Raw genomic sequence first — 12,910 nt, 5'->3', positions numbered from 1 at the left:
GGGAAGAAAACCCTCATTGTATGAAGTTTCACTCTATCTACTGCAATGTCTATATTTCTAATGATTATAGTGAAAGGGGATGTGAATGTCAGAATTTCATCAACAATCATCGGTAGAAGTTATGGAAAAGTTGGAAGTGACTAATGAAGGCTTAAGTGATTATGACGTCCAAATCAAGCAAGAAGAATATGGGCTAAATATCTTGACAGAAGGGAAAAAGATAAGTACATTAGCTGTTTTCTTTCAACAGTTTAAAGATTTATTAGTTATTATCTTAATGGTTGCCGCTGTCATTTCGCTTTTATTAGGCGAAGTAGAAAGTACAATCGTTATTATGATTGTCGTCATTTTAAATGCGATTCTTGGAACTGTTCAACATATGAAAGCTGAACGTTCTTTAGATAATTTAAAGGCTTTAACGTCTCCAACAGCAAAGGTGATAAGAAATAATCAGATTGTGGAGATTCGTTCAGAAGAGATTGTAGTTGGAGATATCCTCTTATTAGAGGCAGGCGATTATGTTAGTGCTGATGGGCGATTATTGGAAAGTCATTTTCTTCAAATCAATGAAAGTTCCTTAACAGGAGAATCATTAGCTGTAGCCAAAAGTACAGATCCCATTCAAGGCGACAATATAACCATAGGGGATAAGAGCAATATGGTCTTCAGTGGGAGTTTTGTGACGAATGGACGTGGTACGGTTATTGTGACTGCGATTGGAATGGAAACAGAGATTGGGAAAATCGCCAATCTCTTGGATACAGCGATGGAAAAGAAGACACCTCTCCAAGTCAGTCTTGATCATTTTGGTGAGAATTTAGCTTTAGGTATTACACTGATCTGTCTATTTATTTTTACCATTGATCTTGTTCGCGGACGAGCGTTAGTTGAATCATTTATGTTCGCAGTATCACTGGCAGTTGCAGCAATTCCTGAAGCGTTAAGCTCAATTGTCACCATCGTATTGGCTTTCGGAACTCAGAAAATGGCAAAGGAAAATGCCATTATACGAAAGCTTTATGCTGTTGAAAGCTTGGGAAGCGTGTCGGTTATTTGCTCAGATAAGACAGGAACCCTCACACAAAATAAGATGGCCGTTCAACAAGTTTATGTCAATCAAACTGTTAAAGCATATGATCGTTTAAACACCAAAAATGAAATCGAAAAAGATCTTCTTTTAATGGCACAATTATGCAATGATGCCGTAACAAGTGACCAAAAAGAAATTGGTGATCCTACGGAAACAGCACTTGTTAAATTAGGACGAGTCTATCACCTGAACGAAATAGCTGTTAGAGAGCAACATCCTAGAATAGCTGAGATTCCTTTTGATTCTAATCGAAAGCTAATGAGTACGATGAATCGTGTTGATCAGCAAAATGTGATGATCACCAAAGGTGCATTAGATGTTCTCTTATCACGAATGGTTAAGATGGAGACTTCATCAGGAGTCTATCATATTACGGAAGAACATCGTAAAAAAATCGAAGACGTGAATCGTGATTTTTCCATGAATGGTCTACGTGTCTTAGCTATTGCATACAAAAACATGGATAGAAGGCAAACCATCGATATAGAAGATGAAAAAGATCTAATCTTCGTTGGTTTGATCGCAATGATGGATCCTCCAAGAAAGGAATCTAAGTCAGCAGTTGAAAGCTGTATAAAAGCAGGGATAAAGCCCGTCATGATAACAGGTGACCATAAAATAACAGCGACTGCCATTGCAAAGCAAATCGGAATCTTAAAAGAGCCATCAGAGGCGATTGAAGGATATGAAATTGAAGGATTAACAGACGAACAGTTACAAGACAAGGTTCAGGATCTATCTGTCTATGCTCGTGTATCACCTGAACATAAACTTCGGATTGTTAAAGCTTGGCAGGAAAAGGGCAATGTTGTTGCGATGACAGGGGATGGAGTTAATGATGGTCCTGCACTGAAACAAGCAGATATCGGTGTAGCGATGGGGATTACTGGTACAGAGGTAGCAAAAGATGCCTCTTCTATGATTTTAACAGATGATAATTTTTCAACAATTATTAAAGCTATAGCGAACGGAAGAAGCCTCTACGCCAATATTAAAAACGCTATTATGTTTTTGTTATCAGGAAATGCAGGAGCGATTTTTGTTGTTTTATATGCGACTGTATTTAATTTACCTGTTCCATTTGCGCCTGTACATCTATTATTTATCAATCTACTAACAGATAGCTTACCTGCGATTGCCATTGGGTTAGAACCACATAATAAAAAAGTGATGAAGGACAAGCCAAGAAATATCCATATGCCATTATTAAGTAAAAAATTTACAATTCAAATGATTCTTGAAGGGATTTTAATCGCTATTTCAACGATTATTGCCTTCCAAATGGGATTATCAACAGGTGATACACTAACAGCGAGTACAATGGCATTTGCAACGTTATGTTTATCAAGATTGATACATGGTTTCAACTCTAGATCGAAGGAATCCGTCTTCACAATTGGTGTATTTTCAAACAAATATACATGGGTTGCCTTTCTAATCGGCGTCGTGTGCTTACATTTCGTGTTATTACTTCCTTCATTGACAAGGGTATTTGAAGTAGCCAACTTAAGCTCACTTCAATTAGGCTATATTTATGTCTTATCCTTTATTCCCTTTTTGGTGAACCAGTGGTTTAAAATGCTGTTTGTAAGAGGAAAATAAGAGAAGTTGCATTGCTTTTTTACTTAAAGGGGCTTGTCTATTGTTGAGACAAGTCCTTTTTCATTCCTCCCTTTTTAATCAAACAATAAAAAAGCTTCAGTCCTAATTGGAACTGAATTTTTTTATTGCTTCTATTTGACAGCATATGCCGCTGATGCGACAGCTCGAACGTTTGACGTGAGAGCTGGTGATGTGGGATATGTACCATTCTGTTATGGGCATTATGTTCAAAACACAGGTGATGAAACTCTTTGGTATTTAGAAGTATTTAAAGCCCCTAAGTATGCTGATATTTCTTTAACACAATGGATGGCAATGACCCCGAAACAAATTGTCAGCAGTAATTTAAACGTGGGGTCGGAGCTGATGAATGCTTTACGAAAGAAAAAATGGCCTGTTGTGCGATTCCCAGGGTATACGTATAAAGATTTTAAACAATAGTAGCATTGCACAGAAGTAAAATGGTGTGATGCTATTTTGTATAAATCTCAATGATCTGTTTGGACAAGGCTAATGCTGCAATCCTACAAGTCATTCGCTTTTATTTGCTCGATAGAGGAGAATATTCGCTCTGTTCATTTATGCACTCTCCAAAAGGAATTATTCGCATAATGACGAATTGTATTTGCTCTTACAGCACTTTTATTCCTAGTCAAATAGCATTTAAAGATACTTCGATCAAAAATTTTTGTTTTTTGTTGACATCATACCTATATGGGTATATCATAAAGTATATATGGGAATACAACATATAAAGAAAGGAGTGTGCAGCTATGACATATGATAGTAAGGTCGTAAACCGCATTAAGCGTATGGAAGGCCAGTTAAGAGGGGTAATACGCATGATGGAAGAAGGCAAAGATTGCAAGGAAGTCATCACACAACTTTCTGCGGTACGTTCAGGTGTAGATCGAGCAATAGGCGTTATTGTTAGCGAAAATTTGGTTGAATGCGTACGAGATGCTGATGGTGATTTATCTGTTATGAATGAATCCATCCAAGACGCAGTTAACTTGCTAGTAAAAAGCCGATGATAAACAAACGTTTTTTTATATTTTTAAATTTGTAATACCTATACAGGTATATGCATATAGTGGGTGAAAAGGAAAAAATGAAAACATAGCAAAATCTGTTTTAATACTACAAATAATTTTTGAGATCAATTAAAAATGATAAAGCGGTTTAAAAATTACGCTCATTTTTTTATGTCTTCATTAATATTAGGAGGAAACATGATGGAAATAGCAGTAATCATCGTCTTAGTTGTAGCATTTATTGCTTGGCGGATGATGCCAGCAAAAGGCATTCAATCGATTTCTACAGAGCAATTAAAGACGATCCTCAATGATCGGGATAAAGTGTTTATCGATGTTCGCACATCTGGCGAATATAAAGGAAGAAATATTCGTCAGTTTAAGAACATCCCACTAGGTTCCGATTTTTCCAAATTACCAAAAGATAAGGAAATTGTGGTTATTTGTCAAAGTGGCATGCGAAGCAGCCAAGCATGCAAGCAATTAAAAAAATTAGGCTATCAAAAAATTACAAATGTTCGTGGTGGCATGAGCGCTTGGAGAGGATGAGTAAAATGAAAGAAATTACAGCTGAAGAAGTACAACAACGTCTAGAAAATGGTGAAGCATTAAATTTAATCGACGTTCGCGAAGTGATAGAAGTGAGATCTGGTCATATTCCAGGAATCATTAATATTCCATTGGGATTATTGGAAGCCAAATTACCTGACTTAGATAAAAAGAAACCATACATTATGATATGCCGTTCTGGTGGTCGTAGTTTTCAAGCAACGGCATTTTTAGATTCTTTAGGATATGATGTCACAAATATGGTTGGCGGCATGTCAGCTTGGAAAGGCGAAGTAGAGTAATTTTTTGAATTTTATATACCCTATATAGTATAATAAGGACTTATTTTTTTGATAAAAGCGGATGTTCGATTAGATGCTAAAGGATTGTCGTGTCCTATGCCGATTGTTAAGACCAAAAAAGCTATGAATAACCTAGTTGACGGACAAATTTTAGAAGTGCAAGCAACGGATAAAGGATCTAAAGCAGATTTACCGGCTTGGTCGGAATCTGTTGGTCATCAATATATAAGTGTGACAGAAGAAAATGGCGTGTTATTCCACTATCTCCGAAAATGCTCGGATGATACGGTTGTGGAAAAAATACATGAACAGATTATATCAATTGAAGAAATGGAAAAAGGCATTGGGAATGGCGCTCTTATTTTAGATGTTCGTGAAGAAGCTGAATATGCTTTTGGTCATATTGACGGGGCAAAATCTATTCCAATGGGTGAATTAGCCAGCCGTATGGAAGAATTGGATAAAAATCAAGACATCTATGTGATTTGTCGTACCGGTAAGCGTAGTGATCTAGCGGCTCAAAAACTAGCAAAAGCAGGTTTTACAAAAGTATATAATGTTTTACTTGGTATGACAGACTGGCAAGGCGATTTGACGAAATCTATTTAACAAGAGGAGTAATTCGATTGTTGAACAGAGTAGCGATTATCGCAAGTAATGGTAATCTTTTGGATGCCTATAAAGTATTCAATATGGCGACTGCAGCAGCAGCTTCGGATAAAGAAGTAGGTGTTTTCTTTACATTCGAAGGATTGAACTTAATTCAAAAACAGGGGATGCATACACTTCCGATGCCTGAAGGAAAAGAATCTATGGCTGAAGGTTTTGCAAAAGCACGGTTATTTGCAATTCTTATATTACTTACGGCTATTAAAGTATGGCTGGATATATTGTAAAAGTGGAATTATTACCTCTTTCATCCATTTTCATTCAATAAGATTGATTAGGATTAGAAAAAACATTTTTAGTAGACAATTGGAAGAAACCGTTATATAATTAAGCAAATTAATAATTGATTCGGCTAATCGTAAACAAAACATTCACCTTTTAAAGTGATCGTATTTGTATCGATCATTTTGAAAGGCGTTTTTTTATATGGGGTTGGAAGATAAATTATTAAATTACATTTGTTGGAGGTTATTTAAATGGCACAAGGTAAGGTAAAATGGTTTAACTCAGAAAAAGGTTTTGGTTTCATTGAAGTTCCAGGCGAAAACGATGTATTTGTACATTTCTCAGCTATCCAAGGTGACGGCTTCAAAACACTTGAAGAAGGTCAAAGTGTAGAATTTGGTATTGAAGAAGGTACTCGTGGACCACAAGCTACTAACGTTACAAAACTTTAATTTTTCAAAAATGAAGTAGGAAAGGCATCCTGTATAGGGTGCTTTTTTTGTGTCATCTTGTTACAAGAGATTTTGACCATTTTGTATTCTAAAGCTACAATTGGAATGATAAAAAGAGTTCGATCAATGGAGGACGAGTCACTTGAATTTAAGAGATCAACTAGCAGCATATCAAGCCAGTAACGCACAAGAGGCTAAAGATCAGGAAGTCATGTTACGATATACCGATATCTTTTCAAATATACTAACAAGGGAAAATGAATTTGCTCATTTTACAGCCTCTGCTTGGATTGTCAACCAAAATCGTACCAAAGTCTTGATGGCCTTTCATAATATTTATCAGTCATGGTCCTGGATAGGCGGACATGCTGATGGAGATGCCGATCTTCTGCATGTTGCCCTAAAGGAAACAGGTGAAGAAACAGGACTAACAAATATCAAGCCCCTATCGGAGGAAATTTACTCGATTGAAATTCTTGGTGTAGATGGACATGTGAAAAGAGGAGAGCATGTTGCAACACATGTGCATCTAAACGTCACTTATTTGATCGAAGCAGATGAAAACGAGCAAACCAAAGTAAAGCCAGATGAAAATAGCGCCATTCAATGGATGGCATTAGACGAGGCAGTAGGGAAATGTAGTGAAGCTTATATGAAAATCATTTATCAAAAATTGAATGAAAAATTGAAGGTATTTCACATGGATGATGATCAGTCCAAGGATAAAGTTCTATCCGTGGAAAATAAAATCTAATTCCCGAGAAATAATGTCTAATCCAAGAGAAATACCATTCAATCCATAGAATGGATGCTTTGTACTATTGCTTTGCGTTTAATTCATCAATAGATGTTTTCTTTCTAGTAACCATTGAAGTAGAGCGAGATCTTGATTTCGCCCTGCGATCATGGATAAGCCAACTGCTTTACCGTCTTCAGTGGTTATTGGGATTGTTAACTGTGGTAAACCAGACAGCCCTGCGATGCAACTTAACTGCATTGTACGAGTACGTGTATTTTCAACATCTACTAATGAGCGACCAATTTCTGGGGCAGATCCAGGTGTTGTCGGAATAACCAGTAATCCATTTTTATTTAACAAATTATCTAATTTTTGTTGAATCGAACGGTGCAATTGTTTTGCTTGTTGCCATGTATCATCTTCTTTTATCGTCGAAGCCCATTGAAAGCGGTCTGCAATATCAGTTCCAAATGTTGGATTTTCTTTGGTAATCCATTCACCATGGGTTTGCCAGATTTCTCTCCCTTGTAATAAACGGAATGATTTACTCCATGCAGCAAGTGATTCATCAGCCAATGTGATCGTTTTTACAGTAAAATGATCTTGAATTAGAGATGAAAGTTGTTTTTGTAGAACAGTTTTTGTTGCATTCTCTTCGATTAATTGCCACGCATCTTCTGCTAAATAAATCGTTTGAAAGTGATTAGAAGAGTGATCTATTGGCAAAAGTACATTTGCGATTTTACTTAGAGTTTCTATTTTTTCGGACATCCAACCAACAGTATCAAAAGAAGGCGCTAACGGTATAATGCCAGCCATATCAATAGTACCGTGAGAAGGGCGGAATCCATAAATACCACAATAACAAGCGGGGATACGAGTAGAACCTCCTGTATCCGTACCAATAGCAAAGTCAACTATCCTTGATGCGGCGGCGACAGCGGAACCACTAGAAGATCCTCCCGGAATACAATTTGGATATCGCGGATTTACTGGCGTACCATAATGAATATTTTCACCGTTTAAGCTATACATTAGCTCATCTGTATGAGTAATCCCTGTTAACGTAGCTCCCGAATTTAGTAATTGGTCAATCACGTAGGCGTTGGATGTGGCAGCATCATGTGTTTTTAACCAATCGGGATTACCCGCAGCATTTTTGTGCTGTTTTATTGCAAAAACATCTTTGACTGCAAATGTTGTATCATCTAAAACCCCTTTTTGTGTTGCCTCTATTGTAATATCAGCATCGATAAATGCGTTTAAATCGTTTTTCATATGTCTCTCTCCTCTCCTTTACCAGCCAATTGCGGCACCATCACAGCGGGGATCTGTGCCACCACATCGGAAACCGTCATCATTGATAAGAATTGCATGCGCATGACCCATTACGCCGTCGAAGGGCTGAACAATTTGAACGTTGTGTCCAGCATTTATTAAAGTTTTATAAACTTGCTGTGGTATACGATTTTCGATTTTTAATGCTTCACTTTTTTGACCCCAAGTGCGCCCCCAAACAAAGCGTGGTGCAGAAACAGCTTGTTGAGGATTCATACCATAATGAGCCATGCGTGTAAACATAAGGGTCTGAGTTTGCGGTTGTCCTTCACCGCCTTGTGTGCCATAGATAATTCGAGGTTTTTCATTTAAAAAAGCCATGGCGGGCATCAAGGTATGAAATGTCCGTTTATGAGGCTCTAATGTATTGACATGATTTGGGTCAAGTGAGAAAAAAGAACCTCGATTTTGCAACAATACCCCTGTTGAACCAGCAACTACACCTGAACCATATTCAAAATATAAGCTTTGAATAAATGATACGGCATTTCCTTCCTCATCAACAACAGCTGCATAAGCTGTATCTTGACCAAGGGGTACAGTGGAAAAATTGTGAGCTTTTTTCATATGGATGTCGGTTGCAAGTCTTTTTGCATAAGTCTTACTTAATAATCGTTCGAATGGTGCCTGATAAAAATCTGGATCTGTTAAATAAGTATTACGATCTTTAAATGCCTTTTTTAATGCCTCTACTAGAATATGATAATATTCATAGGAATCTTGCTCAATCTGCTCAAAATCGAAATTTTCTAAAATATTGAGCGCTTCTAAAGCAGAAAAACCTTGTGAGTTTGGAGGGACTTGATAGACAGTATAATCATGATAAGTTGTTGAAATGGGCTCTGTCCAATTACCATGATGATCGGCAAAATCGTCTAAGGTTAAATAACCATTTTGTTGTTGAATATATGAAACGATTTCTTTTGCAATTTCCCCTTTATAAAAAGCATCACGTCCTTTTATGGCAATCGTCGTCAAAGTAGCTGCTAAATCTGTTTGGATGAACTTTTTGTGAAGAGATGGTGTGCTTCCATCTGTTAAATAGATATGAGCAGTCGTCTCTGTTGCACGTAACACATCAGCCACTTGATTGGTGGTAGTATATTGATCAGGTGATAAAGGGAAACCTCTTCGTGCATATTCAATTGCTGGTTCGAGGACATCCTGTAATGTTAAACGACCGTATTCTTTTAAAATAGCATTCCAACTGTCTACCATACCAGGGACTGTGATAGCACTCCGAATCCCCCGTGTGGGAATCTCTGCTTCCTCTTCGTATAAACCACGATGAATTTTATAGCCTGAACGACCACTACCATTGTAAGCTCGTAAACTTTTTTCTCCTTCATGCCACGTCAGCCAAAATGAATCTCCGCCAACACCTGTCATATGAGGATAAACAACTGCTAGACATGCGCTTACAGCAACAGCTGCATCAAATGCATTTCCGCCTTTTTCTAGAATACGAGCACCAGCCATTGAACTTAAATAATGTGGACTAACAATCATTGTTTTTGTGCCAATCGTCGATTTTGTTTGATTCATATACATCTCTCCTTATTTTTAATATTTATTAACTATGTGCGATTTTATCTGAGTGTTGAAATGGATGTGTTGGATCATTTGTCGTGTTCATTGTCTTTTTTAGTGGACTTTCTGTAAATAAGAAGGCAATCCCGCCAATAAGCAATAACACACCAGATAAATAAAATCCGATTTCAATATGCCCAGTAATATCTGCTAAATAACCAGTGATATATGGAGCAAAGATTGAGGATGTCATGCCTGCAAAGTTAAAGATGCTATATGCTCTAGAATACATAGATGGATGTGTGTTATCTGCAATATAAGCAATTAAAACGGGGTCTAATGCCAACTTACCGATTAAGCCATAAATGACTAATCCTGCAATCATGAGCGAGAAATTTTCGGTATAAGGAACGATAAATTGACAGGCGGTCCCTAATAAGGCAAGGCAAATTACAATGCCTTTTTTATTTTTTATTCTATCAGATAAATAGCCAAATAAGATAGCTCCTGGAATAGCAGCCCATGGAACAAGTGAAGAGATGATTCCAGTTTTAGAACCTTCAATTCCGCGTTCTGTTTGTAAATAATATGGCAGCCACGTAATCATACTAAAAAAACCATATAATGAACAGAAAATTAGGATATAAGTGATAATGTGATTTTTACTGAATAATGCTTTGATGCTTATTCTTTGATTCTTTGAAACAGCCTGTGAATTTTTGATAGGTTTATAGTCATCTTTTATAAAAAACGCAATTAAAGCGGCAACAATGATGGTTAGTATTCCAAAAAAGAAAAATGAGAATTGCCAATCTTTCTTTAGTGTAAATGTGAAATAACTAGAAGCAATAAACCCTAGTGAAATCCCAATTGCCATTCCGCTATTAATAAGAGCCGAAGAAATCCCTCGGTATTTTTTAGAAATGGTACTGGAAGAAATAGCATATTGAGGTCCATAATACATACCTTCGCCAAGTCCTGTAATAATTCTCACCAATAAAAAGATCATTAAACTTGGTGCAAAGCCGCTAAGGATTGTCCCTATTCCAAATAAGATATAACCGATAACTAAAACTTTTAAACGTCCAAACCGATCAGCCAAAAATCCAGCTGGAATTTGCATAAAGGCATAAGCAATAAAAAATACTGTAGAAATTAAACCAAGTTCACCTTTGTTTAACCCCCAATCTGTTTGAATAATACTCATAACAGGTGACAGAATATTCCGATCCGCATACATAAATGCCCAACCAAGTGAAAAAAGAACAATCAAGACAATTGGGTTTTTCGTTTTCATAGAAATCTCCTCCTTTTGTGTTACTTTTTCTAACATTTAATTTTAAAAATTATAAATGATAAAAAAAGTAACTTTTAAATGTTATTAAACATAACACTTTATACGATGTCAATGTTGTTTTGTAAAAAAGAAGGCTTTAACCGTTATTTATAAAACGAAAGGAAAAGTATTATATGAGTTTGTATTACGAATTGAATGAATAAAATCATTTTTTAATACATTGTGTTAAATAATAGATATTTGAAACCGCTTTCTATTAATGAATCGCAGAAAATTGCATTTTTTATAAAAAAACGTGATGTTTTACGATAATATAAAGTGTAAGAAAAAGGACATTTCGTAAATGTTATTGTTCTCTTTATGAAGAAAAGAATTGATTATTTTCAAATATTATTCGTACTGAAAGCAAATATAGATGAAGTTGTACGAAAAGAAATGAGGAGGATGACATGATGAATGAGGGAAAAATACAATTAGATGAAATGGATCACCAAATTATTGAGCTTTTAAATCAGAACGGCCGTATCTCATTTACTGACTTAGGGAAAAAAGTTAATCTATCACGTGTTGCAGTACAAGCACGTATTCAAGCGTTATTAGAAAAGGGTGTTATTGAACGTTTTACAGCTGTTATTAATCCAGAACAAATTGGTTTTCAAGTTTCTGCTTTTTTTAATGTAGAAGTCGAGCCCAAAAATTTGCAAGAAGTAGCGGAAATTTTAGCAAGTGATCCAGCAGTATCGAGCTTATATCATATGACAGGACCTAGTAAACTTCATATGCATGGATTATTTCGAGATAATAGAGAAATGGAAGAATTTTTGGAGAAGCGATTATATCCATTACCAGGTATTATGAGCGTCGATTGTCAAATATTGATTAAACGTTATAAAAGCCGTATTGGCATGAAATTATAGGGGGGAAGATTGTGGAGAAAGTTTATCAACAACTTGCTATATCAATGATTCGAACAGGTATTTTAGGATTTGGCGGTGGACCTTCTGTAATGCCACTCTTTCGCCATGAAGCGGTGAAAAAATATAAATGGATGGATGATGAAGATTTTGGAGAAATTTTAGCCATTGCGAATGCATTACCGGGACCTATTGCCACTAAAATGGCAGGCTATTTAGGCTATATGTTAAAGGGGAAAACAGGTGCTGTATGGGCGATCATTTGTCACATCTTACCGAGTACCCTCTTTATGATTACATTATTTTCGATCGTTTCTATTTTAAGTAGCTCTAAAATTATTGAAGGGATGATTGCCGCTGTCATGCCAGTCGTTGCGGTGATGCTTGGAGAAATGGCTTATAGATTTGGAGAGAAAACATTAAAAGGACTTGGTATTGTATTAGGGATCATTGCTTTTGCTAGCGCTTATATTCTATTGCAAGTGGTTCATTTGAACTCAGGCATAGCGGTTGTATTGTTCCTTATTTATGGTATGTTCCATTTTAAATTGCTAGCGAAATGGAAAAAAGGTGGTGCAATGACATGATTCTGCTTTATTTATTTTTCGCCTTTTTCACTGCCAATATACTTGGCTATGGTGGAGGACCTTCATCGATTCCATTGATGTATGATGAAATCGTCAAACATTACCAATGGTTAGATAATAGTGAGTTTTCAAATATGCTAGCATTAGGTAATGCGCTCCCTGGACCTATCGCTACAAAAATTGCGGCATTCGTTGGGTACGATGAATACGGTTGGTTAGGGGTTATCATTGCACTTCTGGCAACGATTGCTCCATCTGCGATTCTCCTTATTTTATTGATGAACTTATTAAATAAACATCGTCAATCGCCCATTGTGAAGGGGATGACATTGCTAGTCCAACCGATTTTAACCATCATGATGCTCATTGTAACATGGCAATTAGCTAAAGAATCTTTTACGACTATTGGAATTTGGCAATTTCTTGGTATTGCAGCGGTAGCCTTTTTTGCGATGCATATTCGAAAAGTGCATCCAGCTTTCGTTATTTTAGCGGCATTTCTATACGGAGGTATTGTTCTATCACATATTGTGTAGTCCAAATTACAGGTGATAGGCGCTGAAATAATTCAGACAATAGGGT

The 12,910-nt window shown here is 36.5% G+C and carries 13 protein-coding genes and 2 pseudogenes; 12 read left to right on the top strand and 3 right to left on the bottom strand.

Features of this window, described 5'->3' with window-relative positions; genetic code table 11:
- Nucleotides 1–85 precede the first annotated feature (85 nt).
- The 9 genes and pseudogenes from FEZ13_RS05780 to FEZ13_RS05740 all read left to right on the top strand — a co-directional run bounded on the left by FEZ13_RS05780 (nucleotide 86) and on the right by FEZ13_RS05740 (nucleotide 6,677).
- Nucleotides 86–2,692, top strand: coding sequence for a cation-translocating P-type ATPase (locus FEZ13_RS05780; RefSeq protein WP_146551815.1), 2,607 nt, complete (start codon nucleotides 86–88; stop codon nucleotides 2,690–2,692).
- Between the two features lie 156 nt (nucleotides 2,693–2,848).
- Nucleotides 2,849–3,133: pseudogene (locus FEZ13_RS05775) on the top strand (cupin domain-containing protein); the annotation flags it as partial.
- A gap of 332 nt (nucleotides 3,134–3,465) precedes the next feature.
- A complete protein-coding gene (locus FEZ13_RS05770) occupies nucleotides 3,466–3,726 on the top strand; it encodes a metal-sensitive transcriptional regulator (protein ID WP_146548966.1) in 261 nt (86 codons plus the stop codon).
- Nucleotides 3,727–3,927: 201 nt separating this feature from the next.
- Nucleotides 3,928–4,275 carry a rhodanese-like domain-containing protein gene (locus tag FEZ13_RS05765; protein WP_146551813.1) on the top strand — a complete coding sequence of 116 codons (348 nt, stop codon included), beginning with the start codon at nucleotides 3,928–3,930 and terminating at the stop codon, nucleotides 4,273–4,275.
- Nucleotides 4,276–4,280: 5 nt separating this feature from the next.
- A complete protein-coding gene (locus FEZ13_RS05760) occupies nucleotides 4,281–4,577 on the top strand; it encodes a rhodanese-like domain-containing protein (RefSeq protein ID WP_146551812.1) in 297 nt (98 codons plus the stop codon).
- A 48-nt stretch (nucleotides 4,578–4,625) separates the two neighbouring features.
- Entirely contained in the window at nucleotides 4,626–5,186 is a 561-nt protein-coding gene (locus FEZ13_RS05755; RefSeq protein ID WP_146551811.1) for a sulfurtransferase TusA family protein, read from the top strand.
- Nucleotides 5,187–5,203: 17 nt separating this feature from the next.
- Nucleotides 5,204–5,428, top strand: a pseudogene (locus FEZ13_RS05750) (DsrE/DsrF/DrsH-like family protein); the annotation flags it as partial.
- 294 nt (nucleotides 5,429–5,722) lie between these two features.
- On the top strand, nucleotides 5,723–5,923 hold the full coding sequence (locus FEZ13_RS05745; protein WP_146548958.1) for a cold-shock protein: 201 nt from the start codon (nucleotides 5,723–5,725) through the stop codon (nucleotides 5,921–5,923).
- Between the two features lie 142 nt (nucleotides 5,924–6,065).
- The gene (locus FEZ13_RS05740; RefSeq protein WP_146551809.1) at nucleotides 6,066–6,677 is read left to right on the top strand and encodes an NUDIX hydrolase; all 612 of its coding nucleotides are present in this window, start codon (nucleotides 6,066–6,068) and stop codon (nucleotides 6,675–6,677) included.
- A 78-nt stretch (nucleotides 6,678–6,755) separates the two neighbouring features.
- On the opposite strand, the gene FEZ13_RS05735 is transcribed toward FEZ13_RS05740, so the two are convergent.
- Genes FEZ13_RS05735 through FEZ13_RS05725 form a run of 3 tightly spaced genes read right to left on the bottom strand, consistent with a single transcriptional unit; the run spans nucleotide 6,756 to nucleotide 10,827 of the window.
- The gene (locus tag FEZ13_RS05735) at nucleotides 6,756–7,940 is read right to left on the bottom strand and encodes an amidase (RefSeq protein WP_146551808.1); all 1,185 of its coding nucleotides are present in this window, start codon (nucleotides 7,938–7,940) and stop codon (nucleotides 6,756–6,758) included.
- A gap of 18 nt (nucleotides 7,941–7,958) precedes the next feature.
- On the bottom strand, nucleotides 7,959–9,545 hold the full coding sequence (ggt, locus tag FEZ13_RS05730) for a gamma-glutamyltransferase (RefSeq protein WP_255473058.1): 1,587 nt from the start codon (nucleotides 9,543–9,545) through the stop codon (nucleotides 7,959–7,961).
- Nucleotides 9,546–9,573: 28 nt separating this feature from the next.
- Nucleotides 9,574–10,827 carry an MFS transporter gene (locus FEZ13_RS05725; RefSeq protein ID WP_146551806.1) on the bottom strand — a complete coding sequence of 418 codons (1,254 nt, stop codon included), beginning with the start codon at nucleotides 10,825–10,827 and terminating at the stop codon, nucleotides 9,574–9,576.
- A gap of 449 nt (nucleotides 10,828–11,276) precedes the next feature.
- Here FEZ13_RS05725 and chrS point away from each other — a divergent pair, with 449 nt between their 5' ends.
- From chrS to chrA, 3 genes are read left to right on the top strand one after another with little or no spacing between them, the layout of a single operon-like run.
- On the top strand, nucleotides 11,277–11,744 hold the full coding sequence (gene chrS / locus FEZ13_RS05720; RefSeq protein WP_146548953.1) for a chromate efflux transcriptional regulator ChrS: 468 nt from the start codon (nucleotides 11,277–11,279) through the stop codon (nucleotides 11,742–11,744).
- Between the two features lie 8 nt (nucleotides 11,745–11,752).
- Complete coding sequence (gene chrB / locus FEZ13_RS05715; RefSeq protein WP_255473133.1) at nucleotides 11,753–12,328, top strand: chromate efflux transporter ChrB; 576 nt, start codon at nucleotides 11,753–11,755, stop codon at nucleotides 12,326–12,328.
- Entirely contained in the window at nucleotides 12,325–12,864 is a 540-nt protein-coding gene (gene chrA / locus FEZ13_RS05710) for a chromate efflux transporter ChrA (RefSeq protein WP_146548952.1), read from the top strand. Before chrB ends, chrA begins: the two co-directional genes overlap by 4 nt.
- The last annotated feature ends 46 nt before the right edge of the window (nucleotides 12,865–12,910 follow it).

The sequence above is a fragment of the Rummeliibacillus sp. SL167 genome, assembly GCF_007896505.1.
GTDB classification, from domain to species: domain Bacteria; phylum Bacillota; class Bacilli; order Bacillales_A; family Planococcaceae; genus Rummeliibacillus; species Rummeliibacillus suwonensis.
The sequence above is the reverse complement of the archived record's forward strand: the minus strand, read 5'-3'. Positions and strand labels throughout refer to the sequence as shown.